Annotated in this window: 17 protein-coding genes; 6 read left to right on the top strand and 11 right to left on the bottom strand. The window is 70.0% G+C overall.

Going from position 1 to position 24,922, the window contains the following annotated elements:
* Positions 1-349 precede the first annotated feature (349 nt).
* The gene (locus ACRWK7_RS00995; protein WP_431854297.1) at positions 350-10,423 is read left to right on the top strand and encodes a DUF4347 domain-containing protein; all 10,074 of its coding nucleotides are present in this window, start codon (positions 350-352) and stop codon (positions 10,421-10,423) included.
* 67 nt (positions 10,424-10,490) lie between these two features.
* Here ACRWK7_RS00995 and ACRWK7_RS00990 read toward each other — a convergent pair whose 3' ends face one another.
* Positions 10,491-10,808, bottom strand: coding sequence for a hypothetical protein (locus ACRWK7_RS00990; RefSeq protein ID WP_431854296.1), 318 nt, complete (start codon positions 10,806-10,808; stop codon positions 10,491-10,493).
* A gap of 262 nt (positions 10,809-11,070) precedes the next feature.
* Between ACRWK7_RS00990 and ACRWK7_RS00985 the strand changes: the two genes are divergently transcribed.
* Positions 11,071-11,715: an IS6 family transposase gene (locus tag ACRWK7_RS00985; RefSeq protein ID WP_431854295.1), complete on the top strand. Its 645-nt coding sequence runs from the start codon at positions 11,071-11,073 to the stop codon at positions 11,713-11,715.
* A gap of 83 nt (positions 11,716-11,798) precedes the next feature.
* Here ACRWK7_RS00985 and ACRWK7_RS00980 read toward each other — a convergent pair whose 3' ends face one another.
* Genes ACRWK7_RS00980 through ACRWK7_RS00970 form a run of 3 tightly spaced genes read right to left on the bottom strand, consistent with a single transcriptional unit; the run spans position 11,799 to position 13,786 of the window.
* On the bottom strand, positions 11,799-12,425 hold the full coding sequence (locus ACRWK7_RS00980; protein ID WP_431854294.1) for a hypothetical protein: 627 nt from the start codon (positions 12,423-12,425) through the stop codon (positions 11,799-11,801).
* A 3-nt stretch (positions 12,426-12,428) separates the two neighbouring features.
* Positions 12,429-13,061 carry a hypothetical protein gene (locus tag ACRWK7_RS00975; RefSeq protein ID WP_431854293.1) on the bottom strand — a complete coding sequence of 211 codons (633 nt, stop codon included), beginning with the start codon at positions 13,059-13,061 and terminating at the stop codon, positions 12,429-12,431.
* The gene (locus ACRWK7_RS00970; protein WP_431854292.1) at positions 13,058-13,786 is read right to left on the bottom strand and encodes a MotA/TolQ/ExbB proton channel family protein; all 729 of its coding nucleotides are present in this window, start codon (positions 13,784-13,786) and stop codon (positions 13,058-13,060) included. The genes ACRWK7_RS00975 and ACRWK7_RS00970 overlap by 4 nt, the downstream gene beginning before the upstream one ends.
* A gap of 204 nt (positions 13,787-13,990) precedes the next feature.
* Here ACRWK7_RS00970 and ACRWK7_RS00965 point away from each other — a divergent pair, with 204 nt between their 5' ends.
* The 4 genes from ACRWK7_RS00965 to ACRWK7_RS00950 all read left to right on the top strand — a co-directional run bounded on the left by ACRWK7_RS00965 (position 13,991) and on the right by ACRWK7_RS00950 (position 17,128).
* A complete protein-coding gene (locus ACRWK7_RS00965) occupies positions 13,991-15,421 on the top strand; it encodes an ATP-binding protein (RefSeq protein WP_431854291.1) in 1,431 nt (476 codons plus the stop codon).
* Positions 15,418-16,116 carry a response regulator gene (locus ACRWK7_RS00960; RefSeq protein ID WP_431854290.1) on the top strand — a complete coding sequence of 233 codons (699 nt, stop codon included), beginning with the start codon at positions 15,418-15,420 and terminating at the stop codon, positions 16,114-16,116. Before ACRWK7_RS00965 ends, ACRWK7_RS00960 begins: the two co-directional genes overlap by 4 nt.
* A gap of 92 nt (positions 16,117-16,208) precedes the next feature.
* Positions 16,209-16,640 (top strand): hypothetical protein, encoded by a 432-nt coding sequence (locus ACRWK7_RS00955; RefSeq protein ID WP_431854289.1) that lies wholly within the window; start codon positions 16,209-16,211, stop codon positions 16,638-16,640.
* Positions 16,634-17,128 carry a transposase gene (locus ACRWK7_RS00950; RefSeq protein ID WP_431854288.1) on the top strand — a complete coding sequence of 165 codons (495 nt, stop codon included), beginning with the start codon at positions 16,634-16,636 and terminating at the stop codon, positions 17,126-17,128. Before ACRWK7_RS00955 ends, ACRWK7_RS00950 begins: the two co-directional genes overlap by 7 nt.
* Before the next feature lie 203 nt (positions 17,129-17,331).
* Here ACRWK7_RS00950 and ACRWK7_RS00945 read toward each other — a convergent pair whose 3' ends face one another.
* Genes ACRWK7_RS00945 through ACRWK7_RS00915 form a run of 7 tightly spaced genes read right to left on the bottom strand, consistent with a single transcriptional unit; the run spans position 17,332 to position 24,722 of the window.
* The gene (locus ACRWK7_RS00945) at positions 17,332-18,363 is read right to left on the bottom strand and encodes an MBL fold metallo-hydrolase (protein ID WP_431854287.1); all 1,032 of its coding nucleotides are present in this window, start codon (positions 18,361-18,363) and stop codon (positions 17,332-17,334) included.
* Positions 18,353-19,774 (bottom strand): VWA domain-containing protein, encoded by a 1,422-nt coding sequence (locus ACRWK7_RS00940; protein ID WP_431854286.1) that lies wholly within the window; start codon positions 19,772-19,774, stop codon positions 18,353-18,355. Before ACRWK7_RS00940 ends, ACRWK7_RS00945 begins: the two co-directional genes overlap by 11 nt.
* 10 nt (positions 19,775-19,784) lie before the next feature.
* On the bottom strand, positions 19,785-20,747 hold the full coding sequence (locus tag ACRWK7_RS00935) for an AAA family ATPase (protein WP_431854285.1): 963 nt from the start codon (positions 20,745-20,747) through the stop codon (positions 19,785-19,787).
* Positions 20,747-21,523: an SDR family NAD(P)-dependent oxidoreductase gene (locus ACRWK7_RS00930; protein WP_431854284.1), complete on the bottom strand. Its 777-nt coding sequence runs from the start codon at positions 21,521-21,523 to the stop codon at positions 20,747-20,749. Before ACRWK7_RS00930 ends, ACRWK7_RS00935 begins: the two co-directional genes overlap by 1 nt.
* 10 nt (positions 21,524-21,533) lie before the next feature.
* Positions 21,534-22,304 carry a carboxymuconolactone decarboxylase family protein gene (locus ACRWK7_RS00925; protein ID WP_431854283.1) on the bottom strand — a complete coding sequence of 257 codons (771 nt, stop codon included), beginning with the start codon at positions 22,302-22,304 and terminating at the stop codon, positions 21,534-21,536.
* 28 nt (positions 22,305-22,332) lie between these two features.
* On the bottom strand, positions 22,333-23,127 hold the full coding sequence (locus ACRWK7_RS00920) for an enoyl-CoA hydratase/isomerase family protein (protein WP_431854282.1): 795 nt from the start codon (positions 23,125-23,127) through the stop codon (positions 22,333-22,335).
* On the bottom strand, positions 23,124-24,722 hold the full coding sequence (locus tag ACRWK7_RS00915) for an AMP-binding protein (RefSeq protein ID WP_431854281.1): 1,599 nt from the start codon (positions 24,720-24,722) through the stop codon (positions 23,124-23,126). The genes ACRWK7_RS00920 and ACRWK7_RS00915 overlap by 4 nt, the downstream gene beginning before the upstream one ends.
* Positions 24,723-24,922 lie beyond the last annotated feature (200 nt).

The raw sequence follows: 24,922 nt of genomic DNA, 5'->3' as shown, positions 1-24,922 counted from the left end.
ATCGTCACAACTTCCATGAGACGAATAGACAAATGATTGAAAAAATCAAGTCAATAGGTCATGGTGCATTTATAGGCTCGTCCTTATCACGGGTTCCGCCGTATAGCGGCAATTAAATATGGTTAAGTCATTGTGAATTTCGTCACGTCTTGTTGCATTTTGACGCATTTGCGGTATCGCGATTTAGAAGGTTCGAATTTCTACCGGTATGCAAGTCATAGTAGTTGACGTGCGCGCCTGATTTACTGGGTTGGCGCAAAAAGCTTTAGATTCTAATGGATTTTGGTTCGTTTTCTACGCAACTCCCGGTTATGGGACGCAAGGAACGGAGTCGGCAGGGATGGGGATCATGAAACGCGTCGCGGGCCGGCACCTGGCCAAGGGGACGGCAGCGCCGAACGCGCTGGCGCTGGAACCGCGCTTCCTGTTCGACGCGGCGGGCGTCCAGACAGCGGCTCAGACGGCCTTGCCCGACAGCCACCCCGACGCGCTGCCCGTCACCCATGACTCGCTTGGCGATCCCAACCTGCTGAACGCGCTGGCCGGCACCCCGGCACCGGCCACGGCACCGCAGGACGCCGCCCCCCGGCGCGAACTGGTGGTGGTTGATCCATCCGTCGCCAATCAGGCGACGCTGCTGTCCGATCTCAAGCCGGGTACCGAGACGCTGATCCTTCAGGCCGGGCGCGACGCGCTGGTGCAGATCGCCGAGGCGGTGCAGCAACACCCCGGCTTCGACGCCGTGCACATCCTCTCGCACGGTTCGCGCGGCGAACTGGCGCTCGGTTCGACGGCGCTGACGCCCGACACGCTGGCCGAACACGCGGCGGAGCTGAACACCATCCGCACCGGCCTGGCGCCGGGGGCCGACATCCTGCTGTACGGCTGCGATGTGGGCGCCGGGCCGGAGGGCGCGGCCTTCCTCGGCCGCCTCGCCGAGGCGACCGGGGCCGACGTGGCGGCATCGGTGGACGCCACCGGCTCGGCCCAGCGCGGCGGCAACTGGACGCTGGAAGCCGCGACCGGCAGCATCGAAACGCCGGTGTTCGCCAGCGCGCGCACGCAGGCGGAGTACAAAGGACTGCTAACCTATTCGCTGGCCGGCTCCACCGGCTGGGTGCCGCTAATGGGCAGCGGCACCAACGACCCGATCGGCGACAGCCAGGCCAAGGCGGCGGACACCGATCTGGTCGGCGACAGCAACCACGCGGTGCTGTACGGCGCCTACGACGACAACGGCACGCCGAACAACACCGCCGACGACCTGATGGCGTTCCGGGTGCGCATCGACAACCCGACCAGCACCTCCTACTTCGGCGGCGTCGCAATCGTCGGCATCGACGCCAACCGCGACGGGCGGGTGGACGTCTTCCTCGGGGTGGACGGGCGCAACAACACACAGGCGATCCGGATCTTCGATCCCGGCACCGGCCTCAACAATTCGCCCAACACCACCTCGACGCAGCCGCTGCCGGTCGGCTGGCTGGCCAACAACGGTGTCTACGCCTTCACGGCGGCCAACTACGCGGTGCGGCCGGTCACCTCGGCCACCGACCCGCAATGGGACGGCACCACCGACTTCGGCAACGACGGCCATGCCGACGCCTTCGTCAGCTTCAAGGTGCCGATCGCCGATTTGGCCACCGTGCTCGCCAAGCCCTCGGCGGCCGACCGCAACGGCGTGGTTGGGCCGCGCGGCACCACCGGTATCGCCGGCTTCACCAAGGACACCGTCGTGTCCTACGTGCTGATGACCGAGACGCAGCCGGGCCCGCTGAATGGCGACTTGGCCGGCGTCGGCGCCAACTACGACAAGAACACCACCTTCGCGCAGCTCGGCGTCTTCACCGCGCCGCAGACCGCCGCCGCCCCGGTGGCCGCTGGCCTCTCGGTGGACGTCACCGACCGGATCGGCGACGGCAACCTGTCGGCGGCCGAGGATTCGGCCACGGTCATCAGCGGCACCGCGCCGGCCACGGTGACCGCGGGCAGTTGGGTCAAGGTTACGGTGACGGACGCCTCCAGCGGCACCGTCACCACCTACACCCAGATCACGGCCGGTCACACCTGGTCGGCCACCGCCAACCTGTCGGGTCTCGCCGACGGCACGCTGACCGTCACCGCCGAGCTGTGGACCACGGGCGACGGCACCGGGGCACGGCAGACCGGCTCGTCTGGCGACAGCACCACGGTGCTGCACGACCGTACGCCGCCGCTGGTGGGTGTTGACTCCATCGCCACCGCCGGCAAGCCGGTGGTGAGCGGTACCAGCAACTTGCCGGCGGGCTCGCAGATCACCGTCGTCATCGACCCGGACAACGACAGCGGCACCAACAACGCCGTCACCTACAAGACCACGGTGCAGAGCGGCGGGGTGTGGAGCATCGACCTTGCCACCGCGCTCGCCGCCTCGGGGGCGCTGCCGGCGGGCGGGCTGACCGGCTACGCCAGGATCACCGCCACCGGCACGGACGCCGCCGGCAACACCACCACGGCCACGGGGCAGAACAAGCCGACCGTCAACGTGCAGACCACCACCAGCGTGCGGCCGACGGTGACCGGCACCTGGACGAACGTGTCCGGCGACACGCTGGCGGTCGTCATCGACGGCACCACCTACACCACCGCGAACGGGCTGGCCATCAGCGGCAACACATGGTCGGTGGTGCCATCCTCCGACCTCGGCGCCACGACGCACGAGGTGGTGGCGACGGTGACCCGCGGCGGCACCCAGGTGGTCGACGCCTCGACCGGCGAGGTGATCGTCGTCACCGGACCTTCCATCGGCATCGGCTCCGCCGCCACCAGCAACATCCTGCGCCCGACCCTCACCGGCACCTCCACGGTGACCAGCGGAACGATCTTCGTCCGCATCGACCCGGGCAACGACGGCGACCTCGCCGACGCCGTGACCTATTCGGTGAGCACCGACGCCAGTGGCAACTGGACGCTGAACACCGCCACCGCAACGCCGATCTCCGGCATGGCACCGTCGGCCGGCTTTGCCGGCGCCAACGGAGTCCTGGCAACGGCCACCAGTGGCGGCGCCTCGGCGAGCGCCACGCAGGTGCTGACGGTGTCGATCCCGACGGTGACGGTCGGCTCCATCGAGACGGCCATCTCCGGCAACGTGACGGGCGTGGCCACCCGCATCCTCGGCGACAGCATCCTGAACGCCGGGGAGAACACCAACGTCACCGTCTCCGGCACCAGCACGGCGATCACCGGCTCCGTTCTCGACGTCGTGGTGTCGGACGCCAACGGCAACCGGGTGGCCACCACGGCGACGGTGCAGGCTGGCGGCACCTGGTCGGCGACCGGGCTGAACCTGTCGACGCTGGACAACGGCACGCTGACCGCCAAGGCGACCCTGCAGGGGACGAGCTTCGAAGGAACGAAGACGGTCGCCCACGACAAGACGCCGCCGCGCATCTTCTTCTCCAACGCCTCGGTGATCTCGCGCCAGAACGGCAGCATCAACGGCACGACCGAGCTGGCGGCCGGCTCGACCATCTCGATCCAGATCCTCAACGGCGCCACCAGCCTGCACACCGGCACCGCCACCGTGCAGGCCGGCGGCACCTGGAGCTACAGCTACCCGAACAGCCTTGCGGCGAACGGCACGACGGTCACCATCGTGCTGTCCTCGACGGCCACCGACACCGCCGGCAACGTCGCCCAGAGCGCGACGCGCGCGCACGTGCTGGACAACGGCAAGAACTCGGCCGGGACGACGGTGACCGTCAACGCCATCGCGACCGACAACGTCATCAGCCTGGGCGAGTTCGATTCCGGCCTGACCATCACCGGCTCGACCACCGTGACCGGGCCGACGGTCACCCTGACGATCAGCGACGGCACCACCACTGTCACCAAGACCGCCGCCGTCAGCGGCAGCACTTGGTCGACGACGCTGACGCTGGCCGAGGTGCAGTCGCTGAAGAACGGCGGACTGACGGTCTACGCCACCGCGGCCAACGCGTCGGTGGAGGTGGTCGGGGTGGCGACGCCGACGCTGTCGGTGGCGCCGCCGACGCTGACCATCACCGACAACGTGCCGGGCGTGGCGAACGGCGCGGTGACCTTCACTTTCATCTTCAGCGAAGCGGTTTCCGGGTTCGACGCCAGCGACGTCACCGTCACCAACGGCACCAAGGGTGCGTTCTCCGGTTCCGGTACCACCTACACGCTGGTGGTCACGCCGACCTCGAACAGCGCCGGCACCGTCTCCGTCGCGGTGAACGACGCCGCTGCGAAGGGCACCATATCCAACCGCGACAACATCGGCGCGACGGCGACGCAGACCTACGACACCACCACCCCACCGAGCGTGACGGTGAACGCCGCCGCCCTGGCCACCAGCGCGAGGCCGACCATCACCGGCACCACGACGCTGCCGGCCGGCGCGTCGGTGGTGGTTACCATCGACCCGGACAACAACGCGGCGACCAACAACACGCTGACCTATTCCGCCGTCGTGCAGAGCAACGGCACCTGGAGCGTCGACATCGCCGCCACCGCGCCGACCTCCGGCACCCTGGCCGCCGGCGGTCTGTCGAGCTTCGCCAAAGTGACGGCCACCGCCACCAACGCCTACGGCACCTCGGCCACGGCGACGGCACTGAACACGCCTACGGTGGATTCGCTGATCACCAGCAACACCCGGCCGACGATCACCGGCACCTGGGCCAACATCGCCGGCGACACGCTCGCGGTGGTCATCAACGGCGTCACCTACACCGAGGCGAACGGCAAGCTGACCATCAACGCCGACAACACGTGGTCGCTAGTCGCCGACACGCTGCCCGGCAACAGCTACGACGTGCAGGCGACGGTGACGCGCGGCGGCAGCTCGGTCCTCGACGTCACCAGCAGCGAGCTGGTGGTGGATACAACACTGCCCGCGGTGGCCTTCACCTCGGCGGCGGTGACGAAGAACCCGATCCCGACCATCACCGGCACCACCGACCTGCCCGTCGGCACGGTGCTGACCGTCGTCATCGACCCGGACAACAACGCAGCGACCACCAACAGCATCACCTACCTGACCACGGTGCAGGCCGGCGGAACCTGGAGCATCGACACCGCCACCGCGGTGCCGGCTGACGGCATCCTGCCCCCCAGCGGCCTGTCGGGACTGGCGAAGGTCACGGCGACCGGCACCGATGCCGCCGGCAACAGCAGCACGGCGACGCAGGTGCTGAACGTCGACCTCGACCCGCCCGCGCTCTCCATCACCTCGAACGCCAAGACACGCGACACCACGCCGGTGATCGCCGGCACCACCGACCTGCCGGCCGGCTCGACCCTCACCGTCACCATCGACCCGAACAACGACGGCGACCTGACGGACGCGCAGACCTACACCACCACGGTCCAGACCGGAGGCTTCTGGTCGGTCGAGGCGACCACGGCGCTGAGCGGCTCGGTGGGCGTGCGCGCCAGCGGCACCGACGCCGCCGGCAACGCCACCATCACGACGCAGACGCTGACCATCGACGCCACCGCGCCGGTGGTGGCGATCACCAGCACCTTCGGCGACACGAACGGCAACGGCTGGGTCTCGGCGGCGGAGAACAAGACGATCGCCGTCGGCGGCACGACCACCGGCGTGCCGGTCGGGTCTACGCTGACCGTCACCATCACCGACGGCACCAACACCGTCCAGGACACCGCCACCGTCAACGGCGACGGTACCTGGTCGATCGCCACGCTCGACCTCACCCGCTACGGCTTCGTGGACGGGGTGGTGGCTGTCACTGCCACCTACCGCGAGGGCAACGACGAGTACCGCGCGGTGTCGAGCTTCCAGCACGACCAGACGCCACCGGGCGCGACGCTGACCGCCGGGACCACTGCCATCAACGGACCGGTCACCGTGACCGCCACCTTCACCGAGGCGGTCACCGGACTGACCGCGTCGGACTTCGCCACCTCCAACAACGCGGCCGTCTCCAACCTGTCGAGCAGCGACGGCGGCAAGACCTGGACCTTCACCCTGACCCCGGCGGTCACCGGCTCGGCGGCCGTCTGGCTGCCGGCGAGCACGGCGACCGACGCCGCCGGCAACGCCAACACGCTCTCCGCTCCGCTGCTCTTCGACGTCACGTTGCCGACGCCGGACACCTTTGCGCCGACGCTGGTCAGCGTGCTGCGTCCGGCCGCCGCCGCGTCGCTCACCAACGCCGACAGCGTCACCTTCCACGTCGCCTTCAGCGAGGCGGTGACCGGCGTTGATGCCGACGACTTCGTGGTCAAACTCGATGGCGCGACGATTGCCCCGACGGTGTCTGTCAACGCGGTGGCCGGCGTTCCCGGCGCCTACGACGTGACGGTAGGCGGCGCCGGAATCACCAACGGCAACGGCGTGTTGGCGGTGGGCTTGGCGTCCACCGGGCACGCCATCACGGACACCGCGGCGACGCCGAACGCGCTGGCCGACAATGCGGTGGCCTCGGTCTCCGAGTCCTACACCTTGGACAACCGCGCGCCCCAGCTGGCCGCCTCCAACGGCGCCGTTGTCAACGGTTCCATCGTGACGCTGAGCTACGACGAAGCGCTCGGCTCGATGTCCCCGGCCACGACGGACTACAGCATCACCACCAGCAGCGGCACCGCGCTGTCGATCACCGGCGTCTCTCTCAACCCGGTGGACAACACGGTTACCCTGACGCTGAGCCGCGCCGTCGCCGCGACCGAAACGGTGGCGCTCACCTACACCGCCGCCAGCAAGGTACAGGACAAGGCCGGCAACCCGGCCGCCACCTTCACCAGCCTCGCGCTGACCAACAGCACGCCGGCCCCGGACACCACCGCCCCGGTTATCGACTTGGCGCCGTCGGACGCCGCGACGCTGAACCGCACGGTGATCAGCACCGCCGGCGCCGCGGTCAGCCTGGACGACAACAGCACCCCAGCGACGCTGGCCGAGGCGTCGAACGCGGTGTCGGAACTGCGCCTGACCATCGGCGGGCTGGCAAACGGCACCAGCGAGAAGCTGATCTTCGGTAACCCGGCGGCCAGCGGCGCGACGCTGAACGCCGACGGCAGCGGCGTCGGCACGACGACTGCCACGGTGGGCGGCATCAGCGTCAACATCCAGTACGCAAGCGGCACCTTCACCATCACCAAGGCCGACTGGACGCCGCTGACCGCCACGCAGGCACAGGACATCGTCCGTGACCTGCAGTACCGCAACGACGCCGGCACCATCACCGCCGGCGACCGCACAGTGGCCTTTGCCGCCACCGATTCCGCCGGCAACGTCACCGCCACGACGGCCACCGTGACGATCAACGTAACGGCGGGCGGCTCCTCCAACAACGCGCCGACGATCTCGGTAACGACGGCGAACGCGGCCTTCGTCGAGAAGGACGGTGCCGACGACGCGGCGGGTGCCAAGGCAATTCTCACCGCCGCAAACATCACCGATCTCGACCTCAGCAACCCGAAGTCGGTGGCGGTGCAGATCACCAACGCCAAGACCGGCGACCAACTGCTGTTCACCGACACGGCGAAGATCCAGGGCAGCTACAGCAACGGCACGCTCACCCTGACCGCTGTCAGCGGCCAGACGCCGACGGAAGCGGAGTTCGAGGCCGCCCTGGCGGCGGTCACCTTCAACAACACCTCCGACACGCCGGACACCACCACCCGCACCGTTGCGTTCACCGTCACCGATGCTTCCGACGCCACCAGCACGGCGGCCACCGCGTCCGTGACGGTGACGGCAACGAACGACACGCCGACGCTGTCCGTCACCAGCGCCGGCGCCGCCTTCGTCGAGAAGGACGGCGCGGACGACAAGTCCGGCGCCAAGGCGATCCTCACCGCGGCGACGATCACCGATTGCGATCTGACCAACCCGAAGTCGGTCAGTGTCACGATCACCAACGCCAAGACCGGCGACGAGCTGCTGTTCACCAACACGTCCAAGATCCAGGGCAGCTACAGCAACGGCACCCTGACGCTGAGCGCGGTCGGCGGCCAGACGCCGAGCGCGGCGGACTATCAGGCGGCACTGACGGTGGTGCGGTTCAACAACACCTCCGACAGCCCGGACACCACCACCCGCACCCTGGAGTTCACGGTCACCGACGTTGCCGACGTGACCAGCACCGCGGCCACCGCCTCCGTTTCGGTCGCCGCCACCAACGAGGCGCCCACCCATGGCACCGTCACAGCCGACCCCATCGGTCAAGCGCTCGCCGGCGGCACCACGCACAGCGTCACGGTGGTCTATGACGACGTTGACGGCACCATCGCGCCGGCGAGCATCGGCACCGGAAACATCACCGTCACCGGACCGGGCGGCACAACGCTGACCATCACCGACGCCTCCTGGAACGCCGCGACCAGCACCGCGACCTACACCATCGCCGCCCCGGGCGGAACTTGGAACGACGCCGACAACGGCACCTACACCGTCGCCATCAACGCGAATCAGGTGAAGGACGACACAGGCGCCGCCGTCGCGGCCGACGCGAACGCCAAGACCTTCACCGTGTCCCTGGACACCACCCCGCCGGGCGCACCGGCCCTGACGCTGCTGGCCGCTTCGGACACCGGGGCCAGCGCCACCGACCGGCTGACCGCCAACGTCACGCCCACGGTGCGCGTGACGCTGACCGGCACCGGCGCGGTCTCGGGGGATCACGTGGGCTTCCACCTGAACGGCACCGGGCCGATCCGCACCGTCCAAATCGCTGCCGGCGACATCCAGGCGGGATACGTCGATGTGGCGATGCCCGATCTCGGCGCAGATGGCCTGAAAAACCTCGGCGCCCGGATCATCGACGCGGCCGGCAATCCCGGAACGCCGAGCGATCTGCTGCCCGTGATGCAGGACACCGCCGGACCGCTCCTGCAGGCCGCTTCGGTGGACGGGAACACGCTGACGCTGCGCTACGACGACGCCTCCCAACTCGATGCGGTGCAGACGGCCGCCCCCACTGCGTTCACCGTGACGGTCGGCGGAGCCTCGGTCGCGGTGACCGCGGTGGCCGTGAACGCCGACGCCAAAACGGTGACGCTGACGCTCGCTGCCATCGCCGGCCATGGGCAGGAGGTCAAGGTCAGCTACGCCGACCCGACCACCGGCAACGACACCAACGCCGTGCAGGACCGCGCCGGCAACGACGCGGCGAGCGTGATCGAGCGTGCCGTGACCAACAACACGCCCGTCCCCCCGCCGGAAGAGCCAACGACGCCCCCCGTGCCCCCGCCGGTGACGCCGGTGACGCCCGTGGTCACCCCGCCGGTTACCCCGGTGACGCCGCCGGTGGTCACCCCGCCTGAGACTCCGCCCGTGACGCCAACGCCGGTGGATCCGCCCGTGGTGACGACTCCGCCGGTCACTCCACCGGTCACCCAACCCGTGACCCCGCTTCCGACGCCGGAAACCACCGTTCAGCCGCCCCCGCCTCCGGCTCCCGTGCCGCCGCCAGCCCCCACGCCGGTGGTGATGACGCCTCCCACCCCGGTGGCGCCGGTGCCGACCATCCTGTCCGTGGTGCAGACCAACCCGACCGGCACCGGTACGGGCCCGGTCGTTCCGGTACCGCCCTCGCCGATCGTTTCCACCGTGTCGGTGCTGGCGCCCGCCCCGGCGCCGGCGCCAACCATCCCGGCACCGGTGGTCGCCCCGCCACCGGCTCCGACGCCGCCCGCCCCGGCAACGCCGACTCTCGGACCGTCGCCCTCCTCGTCCGGCACGCCATCGGGCACTGGGGCTTCGTCGGGAGCCGCCAACACCAGCCTGTCGGTCGGCGGCGCCTCGCGGCCGAACGGCCTGCCGCCTCCCGTGGCTCTGGCGCCGCAGGGCTCGGCGACCGGACCGACGCTGCAGGTGGTCGGCACCGTCGGCGACCGGGCGGTGCAGATAGGCCAGCCGAACAACATTCCGATCCCGGCAGGCACGTTCCAGAGCACCGACCCGCAGGCCAACGTCACGCTCGAGGCGACGCAGGCGGACGGGTCGCCGCTGCCGGTGTGGCTGAAGTTCGATGCCTCCAGCGGCACCTTCACCGGCAACCCGCCACCGGACGCCCAGGGAGCCGTGAACATCAAGGTGATCGCCCGTGACGACCAGGGCTCGCAAGCGGTGACCGAGTTCCGCATCAACGTCGGCCGCACCAGCAATGGCGATGCGACGGACGGCGGCTCTCAAGGTCCCAATCGACCGCCGTCACGCACCGATGCCCCCGCGCGGGACGACGCCCAGCCCCCGCAGGGCGACCTGCCCTCGGAAGCCCCCCCGGATCAACCTGCGGCATCGGGGCGGAACGGCCAGCGCGCCGATGCGGAACCGGCACCGGTCGGCAAGCCCGCCTTCAGCACTCAGGTGGGCGCAGCCAACGGCAACTCCCTCGTCACGGAGGCGGCGGCGTTGCTGCAGAGCCTGGAAAGGATGTTGTTCGGGTAAGGCGTGTTCCGGGGCTGACAAGGTCGGGCGCCCCCGCCGTCGCCCGACCTGCCAGTGGATCTGCGCCTCACTGACAGGTCACGATCCCGCCGACGCCGAAGCAGGACAGGGGGGTGCGACCCGGCACGTAGACCCTGTAGCTGCCATCACCAGGGGGCTGAGGACGCGAAGCCCGCATCGAGGCGGCAATGTCGCTCAGGTCGGACGGGCTGACGCGCGTCCGCGGTTGAGCCTGGGGTTGGGCCTGGGAGCGCTTGGCCGACACGCCGTCTTTCCGCTGCGCTGGGCCTGCCGCAGTGGCGGCCTTGCCCGCATCGGACCGCGCCAGGGCTCCATCGGGGGGCGGGCTCATCAGTGCGATGGTGATCATCGTCAGCAGCGCCACTCGCATCGCAGCCTCCTCACTGAAGTGCAGTCACCATATTAGAATTAGAGCTTGTTCTCTAAACGCGGGCATCGGGTCCAGCCCTCGGAAGCGGTAATTGGGATCTCTTGCCGGTTCCACGGTTCTCTCCGAGGTCAGGACGAGCCTGCCTCATGATGGTGTCTGGAGCATCGGCGCCCCAATGTTTGCATCGCGGTGCTGTCGTCGAGGCACCGTCAAGTTCGGGTTGGCCGAGGCGGCGGGGTGACGGTATAGGGCCGGCATGACGACGCGCCCCGTTCCGATGTACGCCGGCTACCGCTTCCCTGCTGAGATGATCAGCTATGCGGTGTACCTGTGCTTCCGTTTTCCGCTGAGCCTGCGCATGGTCGAGGAAATGCTGGTCTTGCGCGGCATCACGGTCAGCCATGAGACCGTGCGCCAGTGGGGCCTGAAGTTCGACCGGGCGATTGCCACCCGCATCCGCCAGCGCCACCTTGCCCACGGCGACAACTGGCACGTGGATGAGGCCGTGCTCAGCATTGCCGGCAAGAAACAGAAGGCGGCCAAGCGCCTGCTGCGCAAGCTGCTCAAGAAGCAGGGCCGGGCGCCGCGTGTGATGATCACCGACAAGCTGAAGTCCTACGCCGCGGCCAAGAAAGATCTGAAGCTGCGCTGCGAGCACCGCCAGCACAAGGGCCTCAACAACCGAGCGGACAACTCACATCAGCCGACCCGACGGCGCAAGCGGCAGATGAAACGCTTCAAATCACCGCGGCAGGTGCAGCGCTTCCTGTCGATCCACGACCCGATCAACAACCTCGTTCACCTCCGCCGCGATCACCTCACCGCCTCCGTATTCCGAGCCGCCCGGCTCCAAGCCTTCGCTGCCTCGGCCGAGGTGGCCGGCGCGCCCCTGGCCGCGTAATCACTCTGACCGCCGGGCGTTTCTGGTCACACCGCGCCGGCCAGCATCCCTGCCGCCAATGAGTTGACGGTGCCTCTCCGGGCTTATGGCTGCGGTTGCGGGGGGATGTCCTTGTCCGGCAGCATGGGTGCGGGCAACGGCGCCAACTCGACCGTCTTGGACTGGCCGCCGAGGAACGCCGGATCGAGGAGGCCGCCGCCGGACGGATCGCCGCCCGCCGGCACCCCGTTCGGCGACGGGGCATTGACGGCGCCCCCCTGGGGCGCGGTGTCGGCCGTGGTGCCGAAGACCTGCGCACGGCCTCCCTGCGGGCGGCCCTTCATGATCTCCCCCTGGGCGTGGCTCACCCGTCCGGCCAGACGCGGCGAGTAGGGCAGCCGGTACGCCCTCGGCTCGCCGCTGGGCAGGTTGGCCTCGTCCAGGACTTCAATCCAGAGGTGGATCGCCCCCGGCTTGCCATGCGCGGGGTCGGGCTCGACGACGCGCGTCCACAGCACCTGGAAACGGTCGGGCAACGCCGCCGGCGCCGACCAGCCCAGGAGGTGCTGGGTGGCGAAGAACACCACTAGGTAGCAGGCGCTGACCGCCACCACGGCCGCCGCCTTGAGCCAGCGCGGAAGGCGCAGCCCCGCCAGCACGACGAGCACGAGGACGCCAAGCAGCGCGTAGGCGCCGCACAGCAGGAGAACGTCGGTCTGCGTCGCGGGCACTGGTCAGCCCCCTCGCCGGCGGTGGTTGTAGAAGGTCTGCAGGATTGACTTCGCCGTGCGGTCGGTTCCGGTGACGCCACCGCCCGCGTCGAGCGTGAAGCGCACCGCCGTCCGCTCCATGCCGCCGCCGCCCAGTTCCACCGTCTCCTTCGCCACGATGGTTACGGTCGGGTTCAGCTTCTGCACCGTGACCGTGGCCGGGACCGGGTGCCCGGTCAGCGCTGCGAAGTGGTAAACGTTCACCGTGTACTCGCCAGCGACGATGCCGCGGATGCTGACCATCTCCTGCCGCGCCACCGACAGCACCTTGCGCCCGTTGACCTCCACGAAGTTGTTGGCGCCGCCACGGTTGTCGCGGTCCAGCACCATGAAGCCGGCCTCGCGCCGGCGGTACCATGCGATGTTGCCCAGGGGATCCTGGACAAAGAGGTCAAGGTCGTCGGAATGCCCGTCGGGCCAGTCCACCGTGATGAGAAACTCGGCCTTGCTGTCGACCTTGCCCTCCTTCGCCTTCGGCGAGACGATCACCAGCGCGATGAAGAACAGGAAGGCGATGGCCTGCAACGCCTTGAACAGCACGACGCTGAACGGGTCGAACGGCTCGTCGCGGTGCAGCAGGTCGAAATCGCCGATCATTCCGCGGCCTCCGCCTGGCGCTCGAGGGCCGACACGACGTGGACCTCGGTGACATCGACCGCAAAGGTGAACAGCCGCGCGGTGGCGTGGTCGAGGACGTAGTACTGCACCTTCAGCAGGATGGAGCCGACCAGCCCGGCCAGTGTCGTATACATGGCCACCGCCATGCCGTCGCTCATCAGCGCCATCGACGCCTTGACCGCCCCGCGGTCCTCGGTGTCGAGGCCGGCGATCGGCACCAGCATCATGATGAAGCCGATGATGGTGCCGAGCAGGCCGAGCTTCATCAGAGTGTCCCCGGCGAAAGCGCCGAGGTGGTTGGACCCGCGCAGCCGTTCGGCGAGGACGCGCAGCAGCAGCGTCTGGTCCAGCCGCGCCGTGCCCTGGAGCGCCGCCTTGGTCGTCAGGTCGCGGATGTGCCGGGCGATCAGCCCGCGCGGAAGGTCGGCCGCGGCCGGGCCGCCGTCCCGCACCGCCGCGGCGGCCTTCAGGGCCGCATCGCCCTCGCGCTGCACCGCCACGATCCGCCAGACGCAGTGCAGGCTGGCGGCAACGTAGAGGACGGCGATGATCGAGGAGATGTGGGTGCGGTCGCCGGTCACCATTCGCTCCACCAGTCCGAAATACCACAGCAGGACGACGGCGAAGATGCAGACCCCGGTGAAGATCATCCAGGCCAGCAGCGGCTCGCCGTGGGCGCGTCGAAGGGCGGGTTCGCCGATCATGGGGTCTGCTTCCCGTATCGTGGAGCGGAGCGGCCGGCGGCGTGAACCGCAGGCATCGCCGATCAGGCTACCGGGCGCCGGCACGGCGCCGCCAGGGCACCCGGCCCGCGGTGGCTTGGGCATAATGCCCGATCTCGCGCCGACGCTTGCCGGCGGCGCGGCGGGCTCCAGTATCGATGGGGTACCGGAGGCGGGGCCGAAGCGATGAACCTGTTCGCCCATCTCGTGCTGCGCCTCGTCGGCGTGGTTGCCCTCTGCCTGGCCCTCGCCGTCGCGTGGGTGATGGCGGACACCCGTCGGGCCATCGAGGCCCAGACCGCGCTGTCCGCCGACCGCGTCGCCCGCGCGCTGGAAACGCTCTATTGGCGCGAGCTGCTGTGGCATGGCGGCCGTCTCGGCCCGCGGGACCTGCGCCCGCGTCCGGAATGGGAGACGCTGGCCACCATGAAGGTGATCTCGCCCGGCGTGTGCGTCACCTTCGCCCCGGCCGGCGAGACGCCGCGCCGGCTGTGCAGCCAAGTGGAAACCGTCGGCCACGAGGCGCCCGCCTGGTTCGCCGCCACCTACGGGCAGATCTTCGGGAGCTTCACTCCGGCCGTGCGCCCGCTGACCCTGCGCCGCCCGGATGCCAGCACCATCCTGGCCGAGGTGGACCCCGGTGCCGCGGTGCGGCAGGCGTGGGACCAGATCCGCCTGATGGCCAGCGTCGCGACCCTGCTGGCGCTGGGAATCGGCGTGCTGGCCGCGCTGACCATCGGGCATTCGCTGCGGCCGGCGCGCACCATCGCCGCCGGGCTGCGGCGGCTGGAGAACGGCGACTATCGCGACCGTCTGCCGGACCACGGCACGGCGGAGTTTCGCCACATCGCGCGGGCGGTGAACGACTTGGCCGGGCGTTTGGCGGAGACGACGGCGCAGCGCGTCGCGCTGACCAACCGCCTGTTCCAGGTGCAGGAGGAGGAGCGCCGGGCGCTCGCCCGCGACCTGCACGACGAGTTCGGCCAATGCCTTGCCGGCATCGGCGCCCTCGCCGCCGCGGTCGAGGCGGGGTCGGCGCCCGGTCAGGCCGATCTGGTGGAGGACGCGCGCTCCATCGCCGGCATCGCCCGGCGCATGCGGGCCACGCTGCGCAGCGCGCTGGCACGGCTGCGCTCGCAGGACGTCGAGGAACTCGGGCTCGAAGCGAGCCTCGCCCAGCTCGTCGCCGGGTGGAACGTGCAGACGGCGCCGCGCGCGGTTTTCCAGCTTGACGTCGGCGGCGACCTGAGCGGGCTGCCGAACGCAGTCGCCATCCACGTCTACCGCATCGCTCAGGAATGCCTGACCAACGCTGCCCGGCACGGGCGGCCCAGCGACGTCCGCCTGCACGTTGCGCGTCTCGACCTGGACGGCGCCGGGGCGGTGGCGCTGAGCGTGGAGGACGACGGCGGCGGCAGCCTCCCATCGCTTGACGGGGCGTTCGCCGGGACGCTTGAGGGGGCGTCCGGGTATGGCCTGCTCGGGATCCGCGAGCGGGTCGCGGCGCTCGGCGGCCGCGTCTCCATCGCGCAGGCCGAGCGCGGCGTGCGCGTCGCGGCGGTGATCCCGCTGATGCGGGCACACGACCGGCCGGCCGCGGACGCGGTGCCGGCATGACTGCCATCAGGCTCATGCTGGTCGACGATCATCCCGTGGTGCGCGAGGGCTACCGGCGCCTGCTGGAACGCACGCCCGGCTACACGGTCGTTGCTGAGGCGGACGATGCGGCCTCCGCCTATCAGGCCTATCGGCGGGCGCGGCCGGATGTCGTCATTATGGACCTGTCGCTGCCGGGCGTCGGCGGGATCGAGGCGCTGCGGCACATCCGGCAATGGGACCGCCGTGCCCGCGTCCTCGTCTTCACGATGCACGGCGGTACCGGCTTCGCGATGAAGGCGTTCGAGGCGGGCGCCGCCGGCTACGTCACCAAGAGCAGCGACGCCGCCGAGCTGGTCGCGGCGGTGGCGACAGTCGCCCGCGGGGGCCGGGCGCTGAGCGACGACGTCGCCCAGGCGCTCGCGGCCGAACGGCTGGCGCACCCGGCCTCGTCCTTGGACGACCTCGGCCCGCGCGAGACCGAGATCCTCTGCCTGCTCGCCTCGGGATGGGCGGCGGAGGAGATCGCAGACGCGCTGAACCTCAGCCTGAAGACGGTCCGCAACTACCATTACCAGATCAAGGCGAAGGTCGGGGCGCGCACCGACGCCCAACTGGTCTGGCTCGCCATCGACGCCGGCTTGGTGACGGCGGCGACGGTGGACGTGTCGCATGCAGGCGAGGACGGAAAGGGATTGCCCTGCCCACGCCGTTGATCAGCCGGCGCGGACGGAGTTTGGGCATCCGAGATCGGGCATCCTGTTGCTGACCGCCACGCCGATGGCGACCGCCGTGAGGCCGGTGCAAAATGGCCGGGCTGTCGGCGGCCAAGCGGCCGACCGAGCTGGAATGCGGCCCTGCCGAAGCCGAGAGCGCGATGTCGGACAAGGCGGGCGGCAGCCGTCGCCACACGCTCCCGCCGATTCTGTTGCAGCGTTTGCGCCTTGGCGGCGATCGGGTAAAGCCGGTGCGTCGCTCAAGCGGGAAGGGCCTGCGCGATCGTCTGGCCGGCGAGGCGGGCGGTGGCAAGGAGGCGGTCCAGGCCGTGGCCCGCGCGGGCCATCCCGGAGAGGCCGGTCATGAGGGTGACGACGTAGTCGGCCAGGCGCTCGGCCGCGTCCGGGTGAGTGGCGGCGATGAAGCGGCGGATCTTGTCCTCAGCGGCAGAGCTCAGGGCGTCGGCTGCGCCGCACGTGGCGTCTGGCCTGCGGCGACACGCCTGAGCCGAGCACGGTGGTGATCGGCAGCCGGACCTGCCCCTCGGCCCCGAGTTGCTTCGCGCGTGGCGTGGACGGCGGCAAGAGGATCCGCGGTGTGAAGGTCCATATGGCCGTTGAGAAGTACGGGATCCCGCTGGCGATCGATGCTGCGCCGGCCAACGTCCATGACACCAAGGGCATCGTTCCGGTCCTGCGGGAGATCGCCGGGCGTGGCTTTCAGGGGCCGGCCATCGGGGATCTCGGCTATCGCGGTGAACGCTTGGCCAAAACCGCCGCAGCCTTCGGCATCACGGTCCGACCGATCGCCTGCGGCCGCGACCGCGTGTTCTTCCCCACCGAGATCGTCTGGGTGGTGGAGCGCTCCTTCAGCTGGATCAGCCGCTACCGGCGATTGAACACCATTGTCGAGCAGACGAAGGAGCACCTCGTCGCCTTCATTGAAATTGCCTTCGTCTCGATCCTCGCACGGCGCCTTGCGAGGCTCGCCATCCAGGCAGTTCCCGCGTGACATCCACGAACCGCTTCTCATCTCCCGTGTCTATCGGGACGCCCGGCAGACGGCCGTCGGCGGCGGCGCCAACGAGGTCATGCTGCAGGTGATCTGCAAGGAGACCGGCATCCTGCCGAAACGCGCCCCGCACTGAGCCCGGCTTCGGCCGATTCGGGAGCTTGGGAAAGCGCGGATATTGTCAGCCCTTCGATTGCACGCCATCACGTTGCGGCGAGCAGCCGCGGCGTTCCGTCGGGGGCGGTCTCGCGCCGGAGCTCGCCTTGGCGCAGCAGGTGGTTGACGTGGGCTGCTGTTTCGCCCACCGCGAAGACCATCTGGTGGTCGGAGAGCGCGCGTTCGAACAGGGCGGGCACCACGTCGCGCAACGCCACCGGCGTCCGGCAGGCGTCCAGCACCAGCAGCAGGCGGTCGGCGTGGTGGTCGAGCAGCCAGTCGATCCGGGGATGCAGCCCATGGAACGGCGCGCCATGGCCGGGCAGCACCAGGGTGTCGGGATCGACCTCCTCCGCGACCCGGCGCAGCGACGTCAGGTACTCCGCCAGCGGGTCGGCGTCCGGGTCGCTCGGCCAGACGCTGACGTTGGGGGAGATGGTCGGCAGCACGTGGTCGCCGGCCAGCAGTATCCGCCCCTGCGGATCGTAGAGGCACAGATGCTCGCTGGAATGGCCCGGACAGCACAGCAGCCGCCAGCGCCGCCCGCCGGCCTCCAGCACGTCGCCGTCGCAGAGGCGCCGGTAGGCGGCGGGAAGCGGCAGCACGAAACGGCGGTACGCATCCCCCTGGCGCACCATCTCCGCCGCTTCCGCCTCGCTGAAGCCGGCTTGCCGGAAGAAGCGGGCGAAGGCCTCGGGGCGCTCCGGCGTGTCGTCGACGCCGAGGAGCCGCCCCCACAGCCATTCCCGCTGGGTCATCAGCAGTTCCGCCCCGAAGCGCTCCACGAACCACGGGGCGAGCCCGACATGGTCCACGTGGTGGTGGGTGGCGACGACGCGGGCCACCGGCTTGGCGCCCGGCAGGACGGACAGCGCCCCGGTCCAGGCGGCGCGGGTGTCTGCGTCGGACAGCCCGGTGTCCACCACGGTCCAGGCGTCGCCGTCGTCGAGGATGTAGACGTTCACATGGTCGAGCGCGAAGGGCAGCGCGAGGCGGAGCCACCACACGCCGGGCGCCACCGGCTGCGGGACGGCGGCTTGTCCCGCGGCGGCGCGGAACCGGGAATCATCAGGAGCCATGGGCGTGGAGCCCTCCTCTCGGGTGCGGAGCGGCGCGCGGGGCGCCGCCCATGAGGTTCTCGATCACCGCCTCCATCTGCGCGATGGTGCCGCAGGGCAGCGCATGGCCGCAGGCGGCGGCGTACAGGGGAGCGACGGAATCGCCGCTGCCCCAGGAAACCGGGGGTTCCGGGTTGAGCCACAGGACGTCGCGGGCGCGGGCGGCGATCCGCTTCAGCAGGTCGAGCCGCGGCGCCTGGTTGTTGTTCCGCGCGTCGCCGAGGACGACCAGCGTGCTGCGCCCGTCCACCGCGTCGCCGCAGAGGTCGAGGAAATCGGCGAAGGCCTGCCCGTAGTCGGTGGAGCCTCCGCCCCAGCGCGTCACCGCCGCGGCCATGCCGCGCTCGGCGCCGTCCTCCAGGTCGTCGGTGATCTCGCCCAGGCGGTCGGAGAAGGCGAAGGCGCGGACGCGCATCGGGCCGTCGTGCAGGTGCGCCACCAGCGTCAGGAACAGCGTGGCGACCGTGCTCATCGAGCCGCTGACGTCGCACAGCACGAACAGCCGCGGCCGGTCGCGCCGGCGCGTGCGCCACACCGTCTCGAACAGGATGCCGTTGTGGCGCACCCCCTTGCGCAGCGTGCGCCGGGCGTCGAGCACGGTCCTGCGGTCGAGCCGGCGCCGGCGGCCGTACAGCGCCGCGAACCGGCGCGCCAGCGCGCGCACCAACTCGTGCACGCGGCGCTCGTCGGCGGGCGACAGGCGGCGTAGCGCCGTCCGGGCCAGATCGCGGTTGCCGATCCGCGCGGCCTCCGCCTCGACCTCGGCCATCATGCGGCGCTCGGTCAGGCGCAGGGCCGCCGCCGTCATCCAAGCCCGTCCCAGCTCCAGCGCCGCCGCCGCGGCGTCGGCGCCGTCGGCCCGCAGCCGGCGCACATCCTCCTCGTAGGCGGCGAGGCCGATCCGTTCCAGCAGGCGCCGCGCGACGAGGGCGCGCTGCGTGCGGCTGCGCATGGGCGCGCGCCGCTCCTCCAGCGCCCGCCCGAGCAGCGCCAGCAGCCCGGCCATGTCGCGCGCCCGCACGAGCCGCGACAGCGGCGACAGGCCATCGGCGGGAAGGTCCGCCATCCCGCTGCCGAACCCAATCGGCACGCCGCCCGCGTTGCCCGGCACGGCGGCGCCGTCCGGCTCCGGCCCGGCCGGGGAGGGGGCCTCGACGGCGAACGCGGCGAAGTAGCGTTCGAAGCACGCGTCGAACCGCGCCGTCTCCTCCGCCGTCTTCGCGAGGGCGGCGCGCAGGCCCTGCTTCAGCGCGGCGCGGTCGGCGAAGCCCAGCAGGTCGGCGATGGCCGCCCCGTCCAGCGTCTCGGCGACGGACACCGGGACGCCGGCGCAGCGCAGCGCCTGGATGAATCCGAGCAGGCTGCGGTCCATGGCGCGCCCCTCACGGCGTGCGGGACAGCAGGGCGGGCAGGGCGTCCTCGACGGCCGCCATGTCCTGCCGGAACTTGACCACGAGGCCGAGGGTGCGCCGCACGGTGTCCTCGTCCAGGGTGCCGACGTTCATCATGACGAGCGCCTGCGCCCACTCGATCAGCTCGCTGACCGACGGTCCTTTGCGCAGGTCGAGCGTGCGCAGCGCGTCGATGAAGGTCACCAGCCGCGCGGCCAGCGCGTCGTCGATGCCCGGTACGCGGGCGTGCAGGATGCGCCGTTCCAGGTCTGGGGCGGGGAAGTCGATGTGCAGGTAGAGGCAGCGCCGGCGCAGCGCCTCGCCGATGGTGCGGGTGCTGTTGGAGGTCAGGATGACCAGCGGCTTCACGCTGGCCGACAGGGTGCCGATCTCCGGCACCGTGACCTGATAGTCCGACAGCATCTCCAGCAGCAGCGCCTCGAACTCCTGGTCCGCCTTGTCGATCTCGTCGACCAGCAGCACCGCGCCGTCCCGGCTGCGCAGCGCCTTGAGCAGCGGGCGCTCCTCCAGGAAGGCTTCCGAGAAGAAGGCGTCCGAGAAGCCGTTCAGCCGGCGCATCCCCTCGGCGAGGTCGGCGGCGCCGTCCAGCACCTCGGACAGCTTCTCCTTCAGCATCTGCGTGTACAGGAGCTGCTTGCCGTACTTCCACTCGTAGAGCGCCTTCGCCTCGTCCACCCCCTCGTAGCACTGCAGGCGGTGCAGGGTGAGGCCGGCGTGGCGGGCGGCGACCTTCGCCAGTTCCGTCTTGCCGACGCCGGGCGGCCCCTCCACCAGGATCGGCTTGGCGAGCTTGGCGGCGAGGTAGACCGTGGTGGCGACGCCGGGGCCGCAGATGTAGCCGCGCGCGCCGAAGTCCGCCTCGATGGCGTCGATGCTGGCGAAGGGCGGCGGCTCGTCCGCGCGGGTGGGCGTGTGGATGGGAAGCGCGGTCATCAGGTCGAGATCCCTCCGTTGAGGCTGATCGCCTGGCCGGTCATGCGGGCCGCGGCCGGGCTCATGAGGAAGACCGCCAGCGCCGCCTGGTCCTCGGGCTGCGCGAGGCCCAGGCGGGCGCGCGGGACGGCCTTGGCGAACAGGCGCTGGGCGAACGGGTCGGCCATGACCATGTCGTAGGTTCGCGTGCCCTCCACCAGCGACGGCGTCAGGACGTTGACGCGGATGCCGTCGCGGGCGGCTTCCGCCGCCAGGGTGCGGCTGAACATCACGATCGCGGCCATCATGCCGCCGATGAGAGCCTCGCCCGGCGTCGGCACCCGGGCGGCGTCGGACGCGGTGTTGACGATGGCGCCGCCGCCGGCCCGCTTCAGGTGCGGCAGCGCGGCGTGGCAGGTGTGCAGGATTCCGAACAGGCTGGACGCGACGACGTCCGGGAACTGCGCCGGGTCGGTGCCGTGGAACAGGGCCGGCGGGTGGTTGCCGCCGGCGCAGTTCATCACGAGGTCGAGGCCGCCGAAGCCGGCGGCCACGCCGTCCACCATCTCCCGCACCGTGTCGGCCCGGGTCACGTCGGCCGGGCAGAAGCGGACCTCCGCGGCCGGGACGACCCCGCGGATCGCCGCGACCGCCGCGGCGCCGCGCTCGGCGTTGCGGCCGTTGACGGCGATCCGCGGCACGCCGGCGGCGGCGAGGGCCTTCGCCGTCGCCAGTCCGATCCCGGACGTGGCGCCGGTCAGCAGCGCGCTGCACCGCTCGAAGGGTTTGGCGGTCATGACCGGATCCTCACAGGGGCTGGCCGGCCTTCTCCAGCTCGTCGATCAGCACGGGCACGCCGAGGGTGCAGGTGTGCATGCCCAGCACGCTGGTGAGCTGGTACACCTCCATGATCTCCTCCTTGGTGGCGCCGTACTTCAGCGCGTTCTGGATGTGGATGCGCAGGCCCGGCTCGTAGAGGTGCGTGGTCGCCGCGTCGATGGCGATGTAGATGAATTCCTTGACCTTCGGCTCCAGCACGCCCGGCGTCCACGGGATCGAGGAGAAGCGCAGGTAGGCCTCGAAGAAGTCGGGGTTGAGGATGAGCAGGCCGTCCCAGAACTCGTTCCAGTAGCCGCGGTTCCGGATGAAGGTTTCCTTCAGCTCGGTCTGCCGGGCGTCGAACGTCGCCTCGAACTCCTGGCCGCGGCCGGCCTTGCGGAACTCGTCGATCATCACGGGCACGCCGAGGGTGCAGGTGTGCATGCCCAGTACGCTGGTGAGCTGGTACACCTCCATGATCTCTTCCTTGGTGGCGCCGTACTTCAGCGCGTTCTGGATGTGGATGCGCAGGCCCGGCTCGTAGAGGTGCGTGGTCGAGGCGTCGATGGCGATGTAGATGAATTCCTTGACCTTCGGCTCCAGCACGCCCTTGGTCCAGGGAATGGAGGAGAGGTTCAAGTATGCCTCGAAGAAGTCGGGGTTCAGCTGCAGCAGCCCGTCCCAGAAGCTGTTCCAGTAGCCGCGGTTCTTCACGAACTCATCCTTCAGGCGCAGCGTGCGGTCGGTCATCTCGGCCATGGTGTTCCCTCCTCGTTGTGTTGGTTCGTCAGGCACGCCTGCGGTCGCGCAGGAACGCGTCGATGCCGGAAAAGCCGCCCGGCCGGGTGGCGTGGGCGACGAAAGCCTCCTCCTCCAGCGCCAGCCCCACCGACAGGTCGACGCGCATCGCCGTGTGGACCAGACGCTTCAGTTCCCGCAGGGTCTGTGGATCGCGCCCGGCCATGGTGCGGGCCAGCGCGTCGACGGTCGCGGTCAGATCCCCGGCCGGGACCACGCGGGTCACCAGCCCCATGGCCTGCGCCTCGCGCGCCGTCAGGCGGCGGCCGGTCAGCACGAGGTCGAGCGCCAGCGGCAGCCCGACCCGGCGGGGCAGGCGCTGGCTGCCGCCGGCGCCGTGGATGAAATTGACCTCGACGTGCGGATCGCCGATCACCGCGTCCTCGGCGGCGACCACCAGATCGCAGACCAGCATGGTTTCCAGCCCGCCGCCCAGCGCGTGGCCGTGCACTTGGCCGATCACCGGCTGCGGCAGCTGCGCGATCCGGGTCAGCGCGTGGTTGAGGTCGCGGTTGAAGCGGGCGATGGCGGCGGGATCGTTCCGGTGCGCGTCCATGTACCGGAAATCGGCGCCGGTGCAGAACGCCCGCCCGGCGGCGGCCAGCACCACCACCGACACCGACCGGTCGTCGTGGATCTCCGCCGCGGCGTCGGCGAGCGCCCGCGCCAGTTCCGGCGTGTAGGTGTTCATCGCCTGCGGCCGGTTTAGCGTCAGGCGCACCACGGCGCCGTCGCGCCCGACGCGGAGTTCGCCCTGCGGCCCGCGCGAGTCGGGGCCGCTCATGACGCGGCCCGGGCGGAGCCGGCGGAGACGCCGCGGTCGTGGATCTCCCCCGTTTCGGCGCCGTCGCGCAGCAGGTATTTCTGGATCTTCTGGTTGGGCGTCTTGGGCAGCTGCGCCCGGAACTCGATGCAGCGCGGGATCCAGAAGCGCGGCATGTGCTCCTCGCAGAACGCCCACAGCTCGTCGGCGGTCAGGCTCTGCCCCTCCTGGCGCACGACGACGACCTTCACGTCGTCCTCGCCCAACTCCGAGCTGACGGCGATGGCCGCGCACTCCAGCACCGCCGGGTGGCGGTTGACGACGGATTCCACCTCGAAGGAGGAGATGTTCTCGCCGCGCCGGCGGATGGCGTCCTTCTTGCGGTCGACGAAATAGATGTAGCCGTCCTCGTCGATGCGCGCGTTGTCGCCGGTGTGGAACCACAGGTTCTGGAAGGCCTTCAGCGACTCCTGCGGCATGTTGTAGTACTCGCGCAGCATGGAGAAGGGCTGGCGCGGGCGGACCAGGATCTCGCCCACCTCGCCGGGCTTCACCGGCTCGTCGGCGTCGTTGGCGATCATCACGTCGAAGGTCTCGGTGTTCGCCTGGCCGCAGGACCCCTTGCGGCGCTCCGCGTGGTAGGGGGTCATGGTGACGATGCCGGTCTCGGTGGAGCCGAAGACCTCGACGATGCGGCAGTTGAAGCGCTTCTCGAACGTCTCGTTCTGCTGGCCGATGTAGAAGGTGCGCGCCGGCTGGGTGGCGTCGTCGGGGCGCGGCGGCTGCTTCAGCAGGATCGGGATCATCGAGAAGATCCCGTGCACCAGCGACACGTCGTAGCGCCGCACGTCGTCCCAGAAGCCGGAGGCGGAGAAGCGCTCCACCATGGCCATGCGCCCGCCCTGGATGATCGTCGGCACGATGCCCAGCCAGGACGCGATGGCGTGGAACAGCGGCAGGGGCGAGTAGATCGAGTCCCCGTCCCGGAAGTCGTTCGCCCGGATCCAGTCGAGGGCGAAGGTGACGACGTGGCAGTTGGTGGCGAGCACCCCCTTCGATGGTCCGGTGGTGCCCGAGGTGAAGGAGATGGCAAGCGGGTCGGTGTAGGAGAGCTCCACGTCCGGTTCGTCGTCCGGCGCCTGCAGAAGGATGTCGAAGGCGGTGACGGTGGTGCGGGCGCGCACGCGTTCCGGCGCGTCGGCCCCGCCGCGCACGATCACGTGCCTGAGCTGCGGCAGCTCGCCGATGACGGCGTCCAGCCGCTCCAGGTAGCGGGCGTCGATCACCATGTGGGTGGCGTCGGCCTTGTTCAGCTGGTAGCGCAGGATGTCGCCGCGGTAGTCCGTGTTGATCGGAACGTAGACCGCGCCGGTCTTGGCGCCGCCCAGCCACGCGTACAGGAACTCCGGGCAGTTGGGCGTCATGATCGCCAGCTTGCCCTCGCGCGGCAGGCCCAGAGCGGCCAGTCCGTTCGCCGAGCGGTTGGCGATCCGGTTGAAGGCGCCGTAGGTCAGCTCGACGTCCTTGAACTGGAAGAAGGTCCGGTCGGGATGCCGCTCCGCCGTCCGCCGCAGCAGGTTTCCGAGAACACGGTCTTTGGGCGGAATGTCCCGCATCGTCCCCTCCCTCTTGATTGGCCCCGCGCCCGGTGCGACGGCCTTTTCCGCTAGGCTAAGCCAGCCTGCCGAAAAAATCAAATGTCTGTTTGAATTTTTTGTGTGGTGGCGCAGCCACGGGAAACCGGGCGTCAGCAAGGGTCTTGCGCGACGCCGCAGGCTGCGTCATCATAAAACAAACGTTTGACGAATACGCGCCG

It is taken from the genome of Azospirillum sp. (assembly GCF_050789165.1).
The sequence above is the reverse complement of the archived record's forward strand: the minus strand, read 5'-3'. Positions and strand labels throughout refer to the sequence as shown.